This is a genomic window from Flavobacteriaceae bacterium HL-DH10, from assembly GCA_031826515.1.
Classification (GTDB): domain Bacteria; phylum Bacteroidota; class Bacteroidia; order Flavobacteriales; family Flavobacteriaceae; genus Thalassobellus; species Thalassobellus suaedae.
Genome location: CP134536.1, coordinates 3644831 through 3664471, shown reverse-complemented (window position 1 = coordinate 3664471; position 19641 = coordinate 3644831). Strand labels below are relative to the sequence as shown.

Below are 19641 nucleotides of genomic sequence, written 5' to 3'. Positions count from 1 at the left end.
CTACTTTGTTTTCTTGTTATTTTTCTTCTATAATTTTCCTCTACAATGTTAATGACATCGAGTGGGCGAGATGCATGAACTCCTTTAAAAACAATAGAAACCTTGTGAATAAACACTCGTTTTACGAAATCGAGGTACGAGATTCATGAATTCCAATTTATTAAAATAGAAAATAATGAATAAACGACGATAGGAGAGAAGTGGAATGTGTGTGGAATGATTATAAATTAATTAACTTTCATATAATTACGGTTTTCTCTCAATACAATTCCTACAAAATTTACTATATTTAAACTCTCCCTATTTAATCAATTACATAAACAAAATTGTTTTATTATTATAAATTACTATGATACATTAAAATAGAATTTATACTTTACTATTCAGGATTAAAAAATGACAGAAAAAAAAAGAACAAATAACATCGTTAAGCATAGCTTATCACAAGTATTATCATCAAAAAACAAAAAAAGTGCCCTTCAAAAATTAAAAAGCAAGTTAGAGTATAGCGAATTAGATAGAGTAATTAATAATTCGTTGAGAAAAATCGAAAAATTATCTTTTTCAGTTTATGGTAACTTAAACCCAAAAAAAATAAGTGATTTAGGAAAGTCTGAGCAGTTTTATAAACCTCTTTCGATTGAAGGTGAAATAAATTGGCTTCAAATATCAATAAAGAAGGAAAAAGATAAGATTAGGTTTTTTCTTTTACAAAAAAAGAAATTTGAAAACTACTTTTTATTAAGTGATTTTTATAATGCTGAAAAAATCCTAGATATTGTTTTGGATAAAACAGGCATTTCTTTATGGTATATTGAAGCAAGATTTTTGTTGTTAGAATATCAAAACGAACCAGAGAAGCAAAAACTTTTTTTATCTGAAATAAATGAAAAAAATAAAGAAGGTACAATATCTACAGTTGTGAATTTTTTATCGCAAAGAACAGAAAAGAATCTATCTGCATATAAATATGATTATGATATTTCTAATCTTTTTAAAACAAAAAGTGATTCTAGTGATGGAGAAAAAGAAACAAAAAACTTATATAAATTTAGATTAAACTTTTTTGAAGACTATGATCTAGATGATTATAAATATATTTTATTATTTGAAAATAAAAACTCAATAATAGATAGGTATTTGACGTTAATAAAGGTCTTTAAAGTCATGTACTTAAAAGGTGAAAATAGGTCCTTCATTTATTATAAATCTTTGTACTTGTTTAGGAAAATGGCAGATGAAAACTTATATCCTTTATTATTTGCATATAATTTAGAGTTTGATTCGGAAAAGTATTTTGATTCTAGGTATATGCGCATTGTTAATTTATACTATCAAGGAGACTATAAAGAAGTTATAAAACAATCAACAAATTTTATTCAAAAAAACCCAAGTCAATTTGACTTATTGTTGCTATATGTAAAATCTCATATTAGTTTAAATATTTCTTATTTCGATATCACTTTTAGTGAAAGTACATTAATAAATCAAATAGGTTTGAAAATTTATTCATTACTTAAAAACGAAGGCAATAAAAAAACATTATTGTATAGTTTATATCAGATTAATAAAAATCTTAATTCGTTTAATATAGCAGGTTTTTTAAATAGTTTTTTAAAAGAAGAACAAAATATAGAGGTAGACAGTAATTTAAAATTACTATATAATAATAAATTTAATCCTAAATTCGCTTCTTTTTTTCAAACAGAAAATGAAGCTGATTTATATTTAAATTATGGCTTAGTAAATTTTCCTGATTCAATTAGCATAAAGCATTGGCTAAAAATATCCAAAGCTGAGTTATCAGATATAGAGGTATGCGAAGAAATACTACTTAGTGATAATGCTAAAATTCTATTTTTTAAAGAGAAATATGAAGAAGCTATAATAGAGTTTAAAAAAGTGCTAAACACTTTTCCTAATAATTTGCCTATTATAAAAGAAGCAATAAAATTTTGGTTTAAATCACTAGTCCGTCAAAAAAAATTCAACGAAGCTATAAGTTTATTTGTTGATAATTATATAAAAGATAATAGCTCTATTGACAAAATAGATTCAAATGCATTACTAGTAGAACTTAGGAAAATTAGATATAAGGCAATAAAGAGAAGCATTGATTTGCCGATTTTTGTCGAGTTAAATTCAGAAGATGACCCAGAAAAAAGTTTTGTTTTAGAGCAATATTATAAAATATTTAATAAAAAAAATCCAACAGAATTGTTTGAAAGTTTTTTAAGCAATGAAACATTAAAGGTTGAATTTTTTTTCAATAGAGTTTGTAATTACGAAACTTTAAAGCATTCAATTAATATTAATAATACTGTCCATCGACTTACGGAAAGACAAAATATAATTAATTATTTGATTGATAATTATCCAAAAAAGTCTGAGGTTTATAAAGAAGAGCTTAATTTGGTGTCTAATGAATTAATTATTTATGAAGGTACTCAAAAGCTTGATGAAAGTAAAATTTATGCTAATGATCAAGCAATAATAAATAATGAATTGACAGATATAGAAGGTTTATTTAATAGGTATAAGACAATCTATAATTTGGCAAGTAAAGAATCTAAAGTTCTTGTTATAACTAAAGATTCATTTGCTTTATTTAAACTTGGGAATAAAGACAATTTTCAAGAAACGGAAGTTAAATATTCAGATAGTGCCTTGATTGAAGTCTTTTCTGAACTTTTCGATTTAATCTTAGATAAATATTTATTTAGTAAATATGGAATAGTTGCATATTTAAGTACGAGAATAAGACATGGGGTTTTATTAGGTGAGATTCGTCCAGAATTTGAAAAGAAAAATTTAATTTTAAGTAGGGTTGGAAACTCAGAAATATATGAAGAAAGTAATATTTGGAATAAACCATTTTTTGGTCTAGATAATAGTCAAAAGAAAAAATTACATGAAATTCTTAGTAAGTTTTCTTATAAAATAGATTCAGAAATCGAAAGTATAATAAAGAATAAAATTCAAATAAAAAGAGGGACTACTAACAACGAAGGTCTGTTTAATTATGATTTTGACAAAACTGAACTATATCAATTTGCACATCAATTATCTGAAGAATCTGATGCAAAGATATTTTGTCAAAAAATAATTGATTTAATATGGAAGAGAACAGATGCCAATTTAGAAGTTATAAGAAGTTATATTGATAAAAATATTAAGGATTCATTTTCATTAGAGCTAAATAATCTAGAAAAAGATTTACGAGACAATTTTAATAATAATGAGCTACCACAAATATTTACTAACTTGATAGAATGTTCTACAATAATTGAAAATAAACTGAGTAAAATTAGTTCTTGGTTTAGAAGATCAGGAACCTCTATTGTCGATTTCAGCATACAAAAGGTATTTGATATAGTTTGGATTAATACCGAAAGATGTTTTACGAAAATAGCAGTAGAATGCAATATAAGCTATGGAGTAAATCCTATTATAAAATCAAATTATTATATTCATTTTACTGATTTATTTAGAATATTAGTAGATAATATGTTTAAATATGGCTCCTATAATGGTAGTAAAAAAGAATTTGAGTTTAAAACATTGTATGATGATGAGTGTATGATTTTTACTTTTATTAGTGATAAAAAAGAGGAAGAAAAAGACTTTCCTTTCATGATTTCTGAAAAAGGTCACGTAGAAATAAATAGAAATAAATTAATTTCTGAAAAAAAATCAGGTATAAGTAAAGCTGTTAAAATTGTTAAATATGATTTAGAAAATGAGGATAATTATATAAAAATTGATACAAATGGAGACAAATTTATTGTTACTGTATCAATAAAACTTGAAAAACTAGTTACAGATGAATAGGATACTCATAGTAGAGGATAATGAGAAAAAAATAGAAAAATTAAGAGATTTTCTCAATGAAGAATTCCCTGAAATAGCAGTTGAAGAGAAAAGATCTTATAATTCCGCTTTGAAGGAAATAGCTATTAATTATGATAACTATGATTTAATTCTTCTTGATATGAGTATGCAAACGTATGATATTTCTAATGAAGAATCTGGAGGAGAACCAGAACCTTTGGCAGGTAAAAATATTCTTAAACAAATGTATTTAAGAGAAATTCCTACTAAAGTTATTGTAGTTACGATGTATGAAAATTATATTGATGGAACAAAAATTAAACAGTTAGATATTGAACTGTCAAAAAACTTTCCAGATAATTATTTTGGATATATCTTTTTTTCTCACAGTAATTTTGATTGGGCAAAAAAATTAGAACAAGAAATTAAAAAAATATTATGATAAACATATTAATACTAGACGATTCAACTGAAAAAATTATTATTACAAAGAAATTTTTAATTGAAGAGTGTAATTTGAGTGAAGATTTTATTGATGAAGCGTTGACTATTAATGATGGCAGAAAAAAACTTTATGATAAAAGATATGATTTACTGTTGTTAGATTTGGTTTTACCAAGAGATACTGATTCTGATGCTTCAGCAGAGGAGAGTATAAGGTTTTTAGAAGAGATATATTATAATAGTGAAATTAATATACCTGTTCACATTATCGGTTTCTCTCAGTATGATGATATGGTAAAAGAACATGAAAGCAAGTTTGACGATAAGCTTTGGCATTTAATTAAGTTTGATTATATAAATCCCAATTGGAAAAATTTATTAAAAGTTAAAATATCTCATTTGATATCAACAAAAAATGAGTTTAAAAAATCTATTGAAGGAAAAGAAGAATTTGATTATGCAATTATTTGTGCTTTAGAGACTCCTGAACTAAAGGCGATTTTAGCATTGCCTTGTGATTGGAAAATGTTTAAAATAGATGAAGATAATGACCCTATGGTTTATCATGAAGGAGTGATCCATACAATAAATGGTAATTCGCGCAGAGTTTTGGCATGTTCTGTTAATAAAATGGGAATGCAAGCAACTGTTTGTGTAACATCTATAATAATTTCAAAATTCAACGTAAAGAACATATTCATGACAGGAATATGTGCAGGAGTTAAGGATAGGGATTTGAAGTTTGGGGATGTAATAATAGCAGAGAATACTACTGAATATGCAGCAGGCAAAATTACTGAAAATAGTGATGGATTTTTTAGTTTTAAACCTGAGCCAACACAATTACCTACAAATCAAAAACTCTTAGCGTTAATTAATACTTTTATAAGTAGTAACGAAAGGGAATTTTTAAATATATATAGTGAGTTTTCAGGTCCTAAACCTGATAATATATTTAAAGCAAAAATAGGTCCTATAGCATCTGGATCTTTAGTTGTAGCTAGCAAAACAATGGTAAAAAGTATAACAGAATCAAATAGAAAAATATTAGGAATAGATATGGAAGGTCATGGAATGTATTTAGCTTCTCATTTTTTAGAAAAATCTAAATCTTTATTTATAAAGTCTGTTTGTGATTTTGGTGATTCTGAAAAAAGCGATAATTATCAAGCTTATGCTTCTTTTACAAGTGCTAGGTTTTTACATAGTTTTATATTTAATATGTTTTAATTTTTTTGATTAATAGTTACATAGGTTTTAAAACGACCTCATAAAATTTTGGTAAAACAATAGGTGAGTGGAGCGTCCATATTTTAGGCTATACGAATACAATTATCCAGAGGGTTACTGTACTTCGATACAACACTTTACCAAATATTAGTTTCAAATCGTATTTAACTAAAAATGTACACTGTACATTTTCTTAACGCCAAATAGTCTAAAATATAGCTTAACGAGCCGTAATTGTTTCCAAAAGTTTATGCAGTCTTGATTTTTTGTTTCTTTTTTTATCAAGAAAAAAAGATATAATCAAAACTTAAGAAGTTCAAAACATCAATTTCTATTTTACATACTATTATGGAAATTGATTGAGTATCAATTTATAAAATACAATTACTAGTTCTATTTTACATAATATCGATACAGCTTCTTTAAAAAAGTATAAATAGCAACGAGAATAGAATAAGTGCTTAGAATTTTATTTTTATTCACATATTCAATTATTTGCTAAAACTTTAAAGGAGTTCATGAATCTCGTAAAAAACTCGATTTCATAAAATTTAAGCTCTTATGGATTGCCACGAGAATCGCGTAGAAAAAAATATTACCTACAAATACTCAATTACGAGAATTTTGATAACAATCTAAAAGCTAGCTTTTTTTGGTGTTGGCAAGTGTTGGAAGTTATTCGTGCATTTTAATTGTTTTTCTTGAGAAATGCTTTTTTGCATTCATGAGCTCATCTAAAAAAATTTTAACCTTGCGAATACTCGCGTATTTAAAAAATGATGAAGGATTGTACAGGATATTAAAATTATACGAAAAGCAAAAACGATAAAGTTTAATGACCCAAGTATTGAGTATTATTTTAATCTAAAACTTTCTGAGATATTTTACATACTAGAGATTCATAGCTATACAGTTTTAAATACAACTACGAAGCCACAATTAGCTTGTCATAATTACTATCGATATAAGTCTGCGACGTTATATCTGCAATTATGTCAAATATCGCCCAAAAGCGCTATTTCGCTAATTGTTGTGATTTGTACTATAATTTATATTATGTAAAATAGAATATTTTGTGTGTCTCCTAGTTAAACTCAGATTATGTTAAATAATAATTAAATGCTTTCATTCATTTTTGTAACAATTACATTAAACATATCTTTGTTAGCCTTTAAATTTATCAGCATAATTAAATGAAATCTAAGGAAAAAACAAAAACTGCTAAATCTCGTTTACAATTATTACATCAGTATTATAGTTATACTGGGTTTTATGCTTTTGTTTGGAATGCGGTAAAAAAATCTATTCCTTATATCATTATTATAGTTGCTGCTGTTTATACTTTAAATCATTTCTTTAATATTAATGCCGCTTTAGTAACACTTACACAAGTATTACCCGCTTATGGTGTCATAGTATTCTTTTTTGTTTCTGAAACCTTATTAGGACTTGTTCCTCCAGAAATTTTTATTGCCTGGGCAGGCAAAATGAATAACCCTTGGGGATACCTCAGTCTTTTAGCCTTTTTATCATATTTTGGTGGTTTGGTATCTTATTATATCGGACATATTATTACCAAAATTCCATCTTTCCATAATTACCTGGAAATTAAAATGAAAAATCAGTTAAAAAACTCAAAAAAATGGGGCGGTTTTTTAATTGTTGTTGGTGCCTTATTGCCGCTACCCTTTTCTATTTCTTGCTTGGCTGCTGGTATTATAGAGTTTCCTTTTAAAAATGTGGTTATATATGGTTCGTTGCGTTTATTACGCTTTTTATTTTACGGACTTGTTATTTTTCACGTGTTTTAAATAAATCTTAAACTCAGGCTATATTTAATCTTTGTGCAGTATTTTTGCATTTAAATTTTATACCATGTTTTCATTTTTAAATATATTCAGAATTGTAGCTTTTCTTGAAGGCGTTTCATATATTTTATTACTTTTTATAGCAACACCTATTAAATACTTTTTAGAAGAACCTAAGTATGTTAAAATGCTGGGGATGCCTCATGGCTTACTTTTTATAGGTTACATTATACTAGCCTTTATGTTGAAACCAGAATTACGTTGGACTAAAAAAGAATTTGGTTCTGTTTTATTGGCAGCAATTATTCCTTTCGGAACCTTTTATATCGATAGAAAATATTTAAATGTTAAAGCATAATGCAAACGGACACTATAACAGAAATTGTTGAAAAACCCCCTTACACGCATTTATTATATGACTATTTGGTAGAAACCGTTCAATTAACCGAACTGTCTGCTAAATATTTAAATATGGTAGCCTTATTGGTTGCACTACTTATTATTGTGTTTGTTGTAGATTTTATTATTAGAAAACTATTGCTCAATACTTTTACCAGTTTTGCTGCTATTTCTAAAACAAACTTTGACGATTTATTAGTAAAAAATAAAGTACCACGAAATATTGCTCATATTATTCCTTTATTACTTGCTTTAGAATTTATTGATAAAGTTTTTATAGACTTCCCTTCTTTTGAAAATATTGTTGAAAAAGGATTAAAGGTATTCGCCATTATATTATCATTATGGATTGTTAGAAGCCTTCTAAACACATTAAAGGATTATTTAAAAACAATACCAAGTTTAAAAGATAAACCCATAGATAGTTACATTCAAGTATTCATGATTTTTGCTTGGGTAGCTGGTTTTATGTCGGCCATCGCTATTGTTACTAATATTCCTTTTATAAAGTTTGTTACAGGACTTGGAGCAATTTCGGCAGTTATCATATTAGTATTTAAAGATACTATTATGGGGTTTGTTGCTAGTATTCAAGTTTCTATTAACGATATGGTACGTATTGGCGATTGGATAACTTTCGAAAAATATGGTGCCGATGGTGATGTTATTGAAATAAACTTAGCAACTGTTAAGGTTCAAAATTTCGATAAAACAATCACCACTATTCCAACCTATGCCCTGATTTCTGATTCGTTTAAAAACTGGCGAGGAATGACGAGTTCTGAAGGAAGACGCATTAAACGTGCTCTAATTATAAAACAAAGCGGTATTAAATATTTAACCGATACCGATGTTGAAAAACTAAAGCATATTCAACTTATAACCTCGTATTTAGAAGGCAGACAAGCCGATATAAAATCGTATAACGAAACAAATAAAATTAATAAAGATTTATTGCTAAACGGTAGAAACCTTACCAATATAGGCGTTTTTAGAAAATATATTGATTCGTACTTAAAACATCATTCGGCTATTAATAAAGACATGATGATTATGGCGCGTCAATTAGCACCAACACCACAAGGTATTCCATTAGAAATTTATGCGTTTAGTAGCGATAAACGTTGGGAAAATTATGAATATATTATGTCTGATATTTTCGATCATTTATTAGCAGCGCTTCCTTATTTCGAATTAGAGATTTTTGAGTTGCCTAGTCATGGTAATTTTTAATCTCAATATTATTTTTCACTAAGTCATTTCGACGTAAGGAGAAATCACATAAAGTGAGTCACAAGGTTTTTGTTTAATAGTATGATGTGATGTCTCAATCGTACCTCATTTCGATAGGACTAATGAGTTCTATTTAGTCTTTATGAGTCATTTCGACGACAGGAGAAATCACATAAAGAGAATCATAAGTTTTAAGAATAAAAAAAGGTGAACTCATAGAATTCACCTTTTTTATATTTATAGTGCTTGTTCTTAAATATTAGCAGCTAACCAGTCTCCTACTTCTTTAGTTCCGAAAGATTTTCCACCGTCTGCTAAATCTTCAGTAACCACACCTTCAGCTAATGCTTTATTAACAGCATCTCTAATTGCTTTACCTTCTTCTGGTAAATTAAAAGCGGTTTCAAACATCATGGCTGCAGATAATACTGTTGCCATTGGATTGGCTATGTTTAATCCTGTTGCTTGTGGGTATGAACCGTGAATTGGTTCGAATAAAGCAATATCAGATCCCATAGATGCCGATGGCATTAATCCCATAGATCCTGAAATTACAGAAGCTTCATCAGTTAAAATATCTCCAAATAAGTTTTCAGTAATTAATACATCGTAGCTATTTGGCCATTGTACCAAACGCATCGCTACCGCATCAACAAACTCATAACTTACTTCAACTTCAGGATAATCTTTTTCCATCGCTTGAACTGTTTCTCTCCATAAACGAGATGTTTCTAATACGTTGGCTTTATCAACACAACATAATTTTTTAGAACGTGTCATCGCTAATTCAAAACCTTTTTTAGCTAAACGTTGTACTTCGGCTCTGGTATAAACACAGTTATCAAAAGCGGTTTCTCCTCCGTCTCTTCTCCCCTTTTCTCCAAAGTAAATACCGCCAGTTAACTCACGTAAAAACACTAAGTCGGTACCTTCAATACGCTCTTTTTTTAATGGCGATTTATCTAATAATGATGGAAACGTAAATGTTGGTCTCACATTAGCAAATAAACCTAATTTTTTACGCATTTTTAATAAGCCTTGTTCTGGACGTACTGGCGCAGAAGGATCATTATCATATTTTGGATGCCCTATAGCTCCGAATAAAACAGCATCAGCAGCAGCACAAACTTCATGGGTACTGTCTGGGTAAGGTTCACCAACAGCATCAATAGCTGCAGCACCGGTTAAGGCTGGTTTCCAAGTTATTTCATGTCCGAATTTTTTAGCAACCGCATCACTTACTTTTACTGCTTGATCTATGACTTCTGGTCCAATGCCATCGCCCGCTAATAGTGCTATATTAAATTTCATTTATTTATATTTTGTTATTTGTAATCTTAATTAGTAATTATATTCAACATTTTTTCAGTAGCCTTAATTGCAGATACCGTTTGATCTGAATCTAAACCACGTGTTTTAAATTCTTTTTTAGAATTTTTCCAGGTAATAATGGTTTCACATAAAGCATCAGAATGACTACCTGGTGGTATTCTCACCGCATAATCAATCAAATCGGGCATTTCTTTACCTTTAATTTTATAAATATTACGTAAGGCATTCATAAAAGCATCAAACTGTCCGTCACCTTGCGCGTTTTCTTCATAAGTTTTTCCATTAATAGTAATAGAAATTGTTGTTGAAGGTTTTAATCCTTTAGAATGGGTTAATACATACGAATTTACTTTTACATTCTGCTTGTATGAATAACTATCTAAAACATCGGAAATGATATATGGTAAATCTTCTTTTGTAACCACTTCTTTTTTATCACCTAACTCAATAATACGTTGGGTAACTTTTTTTAAATCTTCATCTTTAAGTTGAAGACCTAATTCTTGTAAATTCTTTTGAATATTTGCTTTACCAGAAGCTTTTCCTAATGCATATTGGCGGGTTCTACCAAAACGCTCGGGCATTAATTCACTAAAATACAAGTTCTTTTTATTATCCCCATCAGCATGAATACCAGCGGTTTGAGTAAATACATTAGCACCAATTACAGGTTTATTGGCAGGAATCATAATTCCTGAAAAATTTTCTACTAATTTACTAACAGTAAAAAGTACTTTTTCATTGACACCAATTTCAATATTTGGCATAAAATCGTTAATTACGGCTACGGTACTTGCCATAGGCGCGTTACCTGCACGCTCTCCCATACCATTTACAGTAAGGTGTAAACCGTCTGCGCCAGCTCTTAAACCTTCCATAACATTGGCAACACCTAAATCGTAATCATTATGTGCATGAAAATCAAAATGTAGATTTGGATAGGTATCTTTTATTTCCTTTACAAACTCGTAAGATTCATTAGGTGTTAAAATTCCTAATGTATCAGGAAGCATAATACGCTTAATAGGTTGCGTAGATAAAAAGTCTAAAAACTCAAAAACGTAATCTTTAGAATTACGCATACCGTTACTCCAATCTTCTAAATAAACATTGGTTTCAATACCATGTTCTTTAGCTAAACTAACTGTTTCTGAAATTTCCTTAAAATGCTGATTAGCAGTTTTTTTAAGCTGATAAGTTAAATGATTTAATGAACCTTTAGTTAGTAGGTTTTGAACTTTAGCACCAGCTTCAATCATCCAATCTATAGAAACGCCTTTATCTACAAAGGTTAAAACTTCAACCTTATCTAAATAGTTATTTTCTTTGGCCCATTTTGTAACCCCTTTAACTGCTTGAAATTCTCCTTCAGAAACTCTAGCAGAAGCAATTTCTATACGATCAACTTTAAGCTCATCTAAAAGTAATTTGGCTATTGTTAATTTTTCTGAAGCAGAAAACGACACTCCCGAGGTTTGTTCACCATCGCGAAGTGTCGTATCCATTATTTCAATTCGTCTTGTAGTCATTATTTAGAAAGGACGAGATTCTGCAAACGTTTCAATCTCACTTTTCATGCTTTGTAAATAGTCTATATCATCAAAACCATTTAACATGTTTCCTTTTTTATAGCCATTAATATCAAAAGACTCTTGTGTTCCAGATGATAGTAAGGTAATCGTTTGAGCTTCTAAGTTAATTTCTAATTCTGTATTAGGATCTGCATAAATAGCTTCAAAAATTTCTTCTGAAAACTCTGGACTAATTTGCACAGGTAACACCCCAATATTTAAACAGTTATTTTTAAAAATATCTGCAAAAAAACTAGAAACAACACAACGAAAGCCATAATCGTAAACCGCCCAGGCAGCATGCTCTCTAGAAGATCCAGAACCAAAGTTCTTTCCTCCTACTAATATCTTTCCTTTATAAATAGGGTTGTTTAAAATAAAATCTTCTTTAGGTGTGTTATCACCATTATATCTCCAATCACGAAATAAATTGTCTCCAAATCCATCACGTGTTGTTGCTTTTAAAAAACGTGCTGGTATAATTTGATCGGTATCTACATTCTCTATTGGTAAAGGAACTGCAGTACTTGTTAGTGTTGTAAATTTATCGTAAGCCATAATTTTTAGTATTCAGTTGCCAGTATTCAGTTGGCAGTCAATAATTCATTTTAATAATTTTATGCAGTACAAATTTTCATACTAGTGACTGAAAACTGCTTACTGCATACTGCAAACTTATAAAAGTTCTCTTGGATCTGTAACTACTCCTGTAACGGCAGCTGCAGCAGCCACTAATGGACTTGCTAATAATGTTCTTGATCCTGGTCCTTGACGACCTTCAAAATTTCTATTTGATGTACTTACAGCATATTTACCTGCAGGTACTTTATCATCATTCATTGCTAAACAAGCAGAACAACCTGGTTCTCTTAAAACAAATCCAGCTTCTTCAAAAATATCTAACAACCCTTCTTCTTTAATTTTTGCTTCAACAATATGAGATCCTGGAACTAACCAAGCAGTAACATTATCTGCTTTTTTTCTTCCTTTAACAATCGATGCAAAAGCTCTGAAATCCTCAATACGCCCATTAGTACAACTACCAATAAATACGTAATCGATTTTCTTACCTATCATTTGTTCATCCTCAGCATAACCCATATAAGCTAAAGACTTATCGTAAGTTGCTTTTCCGCCTTCAACAGATTCAGCAGAAGGAATATTTTTAGAAATACCCATACCCATTCCTGGATTAGTACCATAGGTAATCATAGGTTCAATATCAGCAGCATTAAAGCTTACTTCTTTATCGAAAGTAGCATCTTCATCTGTTTTTAAAGTTTTCCAGTATGCCATTGCTTTATCCCAATCGGCACCTTTAGGAGCCATAGGACGTCCTTTTACATATTCGAATGTTTTTTCATCTGGAGCAATCATACCACCACGAGCACCCATCTCAATAGATAAGTTACAAACAGTCATACGTCCTTCCATAGTCATGTTTTCAAAAACATCACCTGCATATTCAACAAAATAGCCAGTAGCTCCTGATGTTGTTAATTGCGAAATAATATATAATCCAACATCTTTAGGTGTAACACCTTTACTTAAAGGTCCGTTAACACTAATACGCATTTTTTTAGGCTTAGGTTGCATAATACATTGCGTGGTTAAAACCATTTCAACCTCCGATGTACCAATACCAAAAGCAATAGCTCCAAAAGCACCATGAGTTGATGTATGTGAATCTCCACAAACAATAGTACCTCCAGGTAATGTAATTCCGTTTTCAGGTCCTACAACGTGAACGATACCATTATTTTGGTGACCTAATCCCCAGTGACTAATGCCATATTGATTGGCATTATCTTCTAATGTTTTTAACTGATTTGCAGATAAAGGATCTTCAACAGGTAAATGTTGGTTAATAGTTGGTGTGTTATGATCTGCTACAGCAAACGTACGCTCTGGATACAAAACACTTAACCCTCTACTTTTTAAACCAACAAAAGCCACAGGGCTTGTTACTTCATGAATTAAATGACGGTCTATAAAAAACACATCTGGTCCATCGGCAATGCTTCGCACTACATGCGAATCCCATACTTTATCAAACAATGATTTACTCATAATTTTATTTTATATTCTATTTAATTTAGATAACTATTTTACTGAAAAATGAATTTCAATTTCAGTAAGTTGACAAATTTAAAAAAAACTAGTTTTTTTAATAGCTTATAAGCAACAATCTATCCTACTTTTATAATATTATTAATGGAATTGATAAAAAACGATTATAATTTAATGGAAAAGCAAAATTGATTACAAATTTTAAAGAAGGCTATTATAAAAATTACTTTAATCTATCTACCACATATTCTACTTCTGTTTTTCCATGAGGTTTTGCTTTACCATCTTCACCTAAATTCACCATAACAATATTAGAAATAGTTATAATGGTTTCATGTGTCATTTTATTTCTAACCTCACAACTTAGTACCACAGAAGCTTTTCCAAATTTAACAACCTCAATACCAATCTCTACAATATCGCCTTGTTTTGCAGAAGCTTTAAAGTCTATTTCACTCATGTATTTTGTTACAACTTTTTGATTTTCTAGTTGAATAATTGAATATAAAGCAGCTTCTTCATCAATCCACTCTAAAAGGCGACCGCCAAATAAAGTGCCGTTTGGATTTAAATCTTCTGGTTTTACCCATTTTCTTGTGTGGAATTTCATAATTATTTATTTTTTTTTAAAGGTATAAAAAAACACTTTGTTAATAACCTCGTTAACAATTATACCATGCATCATTTTTACAAGCTTTAATAATTTATATTTTTATTAAAACTCTAAATCATGAATGATAGACACTTCAATTTGAAAAGTATTCGCCCTAGCATTGCTTCAGCAACTATTAATGACAATATGAGTAGTGATGAGCGTTTCCAAAATTTAGTATTACGCCCTGTTATTAAACTTCAAAATGATTTATTAATTGAAGTTTTTAGAAATTACATTACTAAGCACAAATCAGTTTTTTACAATTTTACGCTTGAAAAACGCATGGATTACATTGAAAATGCGATTCAAAAAGACATGAAATTCAGAAACTCAGTAAAAGGTATGATTATTGGCCAATTTACAGTTGAAGAATATTTGCTTTATATTCAAAATTCATCAGCATTAAACAAACGTATGATGAATATTGTAAAAGAACGTTTATTGAGTAATATGCAACTTTTTGAAAAACCCAAATTACTTACAGCTGTTTAAATTTTAAAAAGGAACAAGAGATGTAGTCTACAATTTGATGCGAATTCTCATATCTGTTCTAAATAACTAAAAATCAAGCTTAAATTAAAGATTCACCATTTAAATCGGTAGTAAGCACATCGCTCATATAATTAAAAAATGGGCGAATGGCTTTAAACGCATGATCTATTTCATTTATAAAATGAGTATCAAGCACCTCTTTATCAGTATATTTTTTAGTAAAAATATACTGTTTCTTTTTTATTAAATCTATGGATTTGTGTTCTTTACTAAAACCTTTCGGAGCTGTTTTAACTTCATCTCCTAAAAAGGTATCTCCCCAAACTGAATTGAATTTTTTATCAGCCAAAATGTTTCTAATCTCTTCATCATCCATTTCAAATTCTTTTCTAATTCGCAATAAATCAGCTGGTGCAGGTTCCCAAAAACCTGTAGCAATAAAACTTTCATTGTTAGGTTGTAAATGCAAATAATAGCCTCCTCTTAAATGTGGCTTAGTTCTATGAAAAGAGCCTCCGAAATGCGTTTTATAAGGTAGTTTGTTTTTTGAAAAACGAACATCTCTATAAATTCTAAAAATTTTTAATTTATCAATAGAGTCATGAGTATTTAATCTTTCATATATCGTATTATAAAAAGCCTTCACATCTTTTTCAATGGCTTTAAACTCGGGTTTGTTTTCGTTAAACCAATCTCGATTGTTGTTTTTTTCTAATTTTTTGAAGAACGAAAACACGTCTTTTGATACGGTATGACTCATGATTTGTTTTATAGATTAATTATAATTTCTGTCGTTAATTGATAATCTAAATTACAAAAGACAGTTATTTATTCAAATTCAATATCTTTAAGAATTAATCCAGATGCAGGAGCTATATAATTCATTTTAATCTCACTATCTGGTTTAAGGCTATTTTCTATAATCTCTATAGACAATTTACCTTTCCCTAAATCTATAAGGGTTCCCATTATTAATCTAATTTGATTACGCATAAACCCCTTGCCTCTAACTTTTAGTAAGTATGTTTTCTTAGGGAAATAATTAGCAGTATACATGTTGTTTTCAACTAATTCACAACTTAAAATTTCGCGATTATAAATACCATTATCGGTTGGACGGAAACAATAGGATTTAAAATAATGTTCACCTTCAAAAAGTTTAGCGCCTTTTTTCATGATGTTTATATCTAAATCATCCAAAATAGTAGTCATTATTGGCGCACAAAACGGATGACATTTTTCTCCGTAAGTAAATAAATAAATGTATTCTTTTACTTTTGAATGTTGAATAATATTAAAATTGGCATCTACTTGTTTAATATCTAAAGCTCGAATATCCTGAGGTAAATTATGATTAAAGAGCTCTAAAAAAGCATCTTCATCTTCAATAGGCTCAAATAAAAATAATTCAAATGCGGCGTTTTCAGCCGAAACCATAGCATCTGTTCTACCAGACCCTAAACTTTTAAATCGCTTACCATCTAAAATAAAATTCAAGGTTCTATCAATCATCAAGTGAACCGTTTTTACATCAGGTTGCTTTTGCCAACCATGAAAGCGATACCCTAAATATTGAATGGTAATGACGTAGAAGAATTTTTTCAAAATTTAAAATGACATTATTTATGCCTTCCTATTAATTCCTTTTCAATATCCTTTAAAGTGAATCCTTTAGCTTGTAGAAGCATTAGATAGTGAAATAATAAATCTGCCGACTCGTAAAGAAACAACTCATCATTATTATCCATAGCTTCAATAACAGTTTCAACAGCCTCCTCACCTACTTTTTGAGCGACTTTATTAATACCTTTCGCAAACAAACTGGCTACATAAGATTTTTGAGTGTCTTTATTTGCAACACGCTCTGTAATAACATTTTCTAGAGTTGAAAAAAAACCGTAATTTGATTTATTTTCTTCACCCCAACAATTATCAGTTCCTTTATGACAAGTCGGACCAACTGGATTTACTTGAATAAGTAGTGAATCGTTATCGCAATCATTTTTGATATCAACAAGGTTTAAAAAGTTACCACTTTCTTCTCCTTTTGTCCATAAACGTTTTTTACTTCTACTAAAAAAAGTAACCTGTTTAGTATCTATTGTTTTTTGATATGCATCTTCATTCATATACCCCAACATCAACACGTTTTTTGTTGTGGCATCTTGAATAATTGCTGGTACAAGTCCGTTTGAATCGTATTTTATTTCCATAATATTGTCATTCCTAAAAAAACAGGAATCTTATTAATTTGACTTCAATTTATAATCTGTACTTAAAACGACACTTCGACTGCGCTCAGTGTGACATTCTTAACGCATTAAAGCTATAATCGTACTTCTATATTGTTTTCTTTTAATGCTTTTTTAAGATCTGGAATTGGTATTTCGCCAAAATGAAATACACTAGCAGCTAATGCAGCATCGGCCTTTCCTTCTTTAAACGTATCAATAAAATGTTGAACATTTCCTGCGCCTCCAGAGGCTATTATAGGAATATTTAATTCCTCTGATAGTTTCGCTAAAGCTTCGTTTGCAAATCCATTTTTGGTACCATCATGATTCATAGAAGTAAATAAAATTTCTCCTGCTCCTCTGCTTTCAACTTCTTTAGCCCATTCAAACAGATCAATATCTGTTGGTATACTTCCACCTGCAAGATGCACTTTCCAACTCCCATCAACTTGCTTTGCATCAATAGCAACCACAACACATTGACTTCCAAATTTGTTTGATAATTCATTAACCAATTCAGGTCTTTTTACTGCTGAAGAATTAATAGATACCTTATCGGCACCACATTGCAATAATGCATCAACATCTTCAACTGATGAAATACCACCTCCTACTGTAAACGGAATATTTACTTGCTCTGCGACATGCAAAACCATATCTAAGGTTGTTGCACGTCCTTCTAATGTGGCAGAAATATCTAAAAACACGAGTTCATCTGCCCCAAAATCGGCATACTGCTTTGCTAGTTCTACCGGATCGCCAGCATCACGTAAATCGACAAAATTGACACCTTTTACGGTACGACCGTTTTTTATATCTAAACAAGGAATGATTCGTTTTGTTAACATTTTTAAAAGTTAAAAGTTAAAAGTTAAAAGTTAAAAGTTTGACCCTTTACGCTTATACTATTATCTTTTGTTAAACATATTTTTCTAGTTGCTTTAAACTTATTCTGTTTTCATAGATAGCTTTCCCGATGATTACACCTTCACAGCCAATTTCTTTTAAAACTGGTAATTCATCAATATGTGAAATTCCACCAGAAGCTATTAAACTCACTGACTGCGCATTACTACTATTAGAACATTCTGAAATAATCTGTTTGTAAAGCTCTACCGAAGGTCCTTCAAGCATACCATCTTTAGAAATATCGGTACAAATAACATATTTAATTCGTTTTTTCTGGTAGGCCTTTATAAACGGAATAACATCTTCTTGACTTTGTTCCATCCAACCAGCAATCGCTATTTTTCCATGATCACTATCGGCTCCTAAAATAATTTTTTCGGCACCATACTTAGAAATCCAACCTTCAAAAGTATTTGGGTCTTTAACAGCAATACTACCACCTGTAATTTGTTTTGCACCAGAATTAAAGGCGATATGCAAATCTTCGTTTGTTTTTAAACCGCCACCAAAATCAATTTTAAGATTTGTTTTTGATGAAATTTGTTCTAAAACTTTATAGTTTACTATATGCTGCGCTTTAGCGCCGTCTAAATCCACTAAATGCAAATATTCAATTCCTGAATTTTCAAACATTTTTGCAACCTCAAGTGGGTTTTCATTATAGACTTTTTTAGTGTTATAATCTCCTTTAGTTAATCGGACACACTTACCGTCTATAATATCTATGGCTGGTATAATTCTCATTTTTATAATTCTAAAAAATTCTTCAAAATTTGTTCTCCTGCTAAACTACTCTTTTCTGGATGAAATTGGACGCCATAAAAATTATTATGTTGCAAAGCAGAAGCATAATTTATTTCATAATCAGTCGTTGCAATCGTTTCTTTGCAATGTTCGGCATAATAACTATGTACTAAATACATATATTCATTTTCTTTAATGCCCTTGAATAAATCTGATTTTAAATCCTTTATAACGTTCCACCCCATTTGCGGTACTTTTACATGATTTGAAAATCGTTTTACATCCGTTTGAAAAACACCTAAACCTTTTGTGTTTCCTTCCTCAGTAGATTTACACAATAATTGCATGCCTAAACAAATACCTAAAACAGGTTGTTTTAACGTTGGAATCAAGGTATCTAAACCACTTTCCTGCAACATTTTCATGGCACTACTCGCCTCTCCAACCCCTGGGAAAATAATTTTATCGGCTGCAACAATTTCATCTGGATTGTTTGATAAAATAGCATCAACTCCCAAACGTTTAAAAGCAAACTGTATGCTTTTTATATTTCCTGCTCCGTAATTTATTATAACTACAGTTTTAGCCCCATCTAGCTTCCCCAAAGGGGAAGAACTCTCATTCATTTCTATAAATCCACTCATATTTTTAGTAATCTTTAGCTCCTTCCCTTTAGGAAGGTTGGGATA

The 19641-nt window shown here is 29.9% G+C and carries 18 protein-coding genes; 7 read left to right on the top strand and 11 right to left on the bottom strand.

Annotated features, from left to right (window positions below; genetic code table 11):
• Positions 1-396: 396 nt before the first annotated feature.
• The 6 genes from RHP49_15510 (at position 397) to RHP49_15485 (ending at position 8945) form a co-directional block, all read left to right on the top strand.
• Entirely contained in the window at positions 397-3831 is a 3435-nt protein-coding gene (locus RHP49_15510; protein ID WNH12285.1) for a hypothetical protein, read from the top strand.
• Entirely contained in the window at positions 3824-4273 is a 450-nt protein-coding gene (locus RHP49_15505; protein WNH12284.1) for a response regulator, read from the top strand. The genes RHP49_15510 and RHP49_15505 overlap by 8 nt, the downstream gene beginning before the upstream one ends.
• Positions 4270-5505 carry a hypothetical protein gene (locus RHP49_15500; GenBank protein WNH12283.1) on the top strand — a complete coding sequence of 412 codons (1236 nt, stop codon included), beginning with the start codon at positions 4270-4272 and terminating at the stop codon, positions 5503-5505. The genes RHP49_15505 and RHP49_15500 overlap by 4 nt, the downstream gene beginning before the upstream one ends.
• 1193 nt (positions 5506-6698) lie before the next feature.
• A complete protein-coding gene (locus tag RHP49_15495; protein WNH12282.1) occupies positions 6699-7316 on the top strand; it encodes a short-chain dehydrogenase in 618 nt (205 codons plus the stop codon).
• A 64-nt stretch (positions 7317-7380) separates the two neighbouring features.
• On the top strand, positions 7381-7671 hold the full coding sequence (locus tag RHP49_15490; protein WNH12281.1) for a DUF3817 domain-containing protein: 291 nt from the start codon (positions 7381-7383) through the stop codon (positions 7669-7671).
• Positions 7671-8945, top strand: a complete 1275-nt coding sequence (locus RHP49_15485) for a mechanosensitive ion channel (GenBank protein ID WNH12280.1) — start codon at positions 7671-7673, stop codon at positions 8943-8945. The genes RHP49_15490 and RHP49_15485 overlap by 1 nt, the downstream gene beginning before the upstream one ends.
• 252 nt (positions 8946-9197) lie before the next feature.
• On the opposite strand, the gene leuB is transcribed toward RHP49_15485, so the two are convergent.
• The 5 genes from leuB to RHP49_15460 all read right to left on the bottom strand — a co-directional run bounded on the left by leuB (position 9198) and on the right by RHP49_15460 (position 14528).
• Positions 9198-10256, bottom strand: coding sequence for a 3-isopropylmalate dehydrogenase (gene leuB, locus RHP49_15480; GenBank protein WNH12279.1), 1059 nt, complete (start codon positions 10254-10256; stop codon positions 9198-9200).
• Between the two features lie 26 nt (positions 10257-10282).
• Entirely contained in the window at positions 10283-11806 is a 1524-nt protein-coding gene (locus tag RHP49_15475; GenBank protein ID WNH12278.1) for an alpha-isopropylmalate synthase regulatory domain-containing protein, read from the bottom strand.
• A gap of 3 nt (positions 11807-11809) precedes the next feature.
• Positions 11810-12406: a 3-isopropylmalate dehydratase small subunit gene (gene leuD, locus RHP49_15470; protein ID WNH12277.1), complete on the bottom strand. Its 597-nt coding sequence runs from the start codon at positions 12404-12406 to the stop codon at positions 11810-11812.
• Positions 12407-12523: 117 nt separating this feature from the next.
• Positions 12524-13918: a 3-isopropylmalate dehydratase large subunit gene (gene leuC, locus RHP49_15465; GenBank protein ID WNH12276.1), complete on the bottom strand. Its 1395-nt coding sequence runs from the start codon at positions 13916-13918 to the stop codon at positions 12524-12526.
• A gap of 223 nt (positions 13919-14141) precedes the next feature.
• A complete protein-coding gene (locus tag RHP49_15460) occupies positions 14142-14528 on the bottom strand; it encodes a hotdog domain-containing protein (GenBank protein ID WNH12275.1) in 387 nt (128 codons plus the stop codon).
• 120 nt (positions 14529-14648) lie between these two features.
• Here RHP49_15460 and RHP49_15455 point away from each other — a divergent pair, with 120 nt between their 5' ends.
• Positions 14649-15065 carry a glyoxalase gene (locus tag RHP49_15455; GenBank protein WNH12274.1) on the top strand — a complete coding sequence of 139 codons (417 nt, stop codon included), beginning with the start codon at positions 14649-14651 and terminating at the stop codon, positions 15063-15065.
• Between the two features lie 79 nt (positions 15066-15144).
• On the opposite strand, the gene RHP49_15450 is transcribed toward RHP49_15455, so the two are convergent.
• The 6 genes from RHP49_15450 to hisH all read right to left on the bottom strand — a co-directional run bounded on the left by RHP49_15450 (position 15145) and on the right by hisH (position 19578).
• Positions 15145-15825, bottom strand: coding sequence for a DUF2461 domain-containing protein (locus tag RHP49_15450; GenBank protein WNH12273.1), 681 nt, complete (start codon positions 15823-15825; stop codon positions 15145-15147).
• Positions 15826-15893: 68 nt separating this feature from the next.
• Complete coding sequence (locus tag RHP49_15445; GenBank protein ID WNH12272.1) at positions 15894-16670, bottom strand: tRNA pseudouridine synthase A; 777 nt, start codon at positions 16668-16670, stop codon at positions 15894-15896.
• Between the two features lie 14 nt (positions 16671-16684).
• Positions 16685-17278: a bifunctional phosphoribosyl-AMP cyclohydrolase/phosphoribosyl-ATP diphosphatase HisIE gene (gene hisIE / locus RHP49_15440; GenBank protein ID WNH12271.1), complete on the bottom strand. Its 594-nt coding sequence runs from the start codon at positions 17276-17278 to the stop codon at positions 16685-16687.
• A 113-nt stretch (positions 17279-17391) separates the two neighbouring features.
• A complete protein-coding gene (gene hisF / locus RHP49_15435) occupies positions 17392-18147 on the bottom strand; it encodes an imidazole glycerol phosphate synthase subunit HisF (GenBank protein ID WNH12270.1) in 756 nt (251 codons plus the stop codon).
• 70 nt (positions 18148-18217) lie between these two features.
• Positions 18218-18952 carry a 1-(5-phosphoribosyl)-5-[(5-phosphoribosylamino)methylideneamino]imidazole-4-carboxamide isomerase gene (hisA, locus tag RHP49_15430; protein ID WNH12269.1) on the bottom strand — a complete coding sequence of 245 codons (735 nt, stop codon included), beginning with the start codon at positions 18950-18952 and terminating at the stop codon, positions 18218-18220.
• A 2-nt stretch (positions 18953-18954) separates the two neighbouring features.
• Positions 18955-19578 (bottom strand): imidazole glycerol phosphate synthase subunit HisH, encoded by a 624-nt coding sequence (gene hisH / locus RHP49_15425; GenBank protein ID WNH14439.1) that lies wholly within the window; start codon positions 19576-19578, stop codon positions 18955-18957.
• Positions 19579-19641 lie beyond the last annotated feature (63 nt).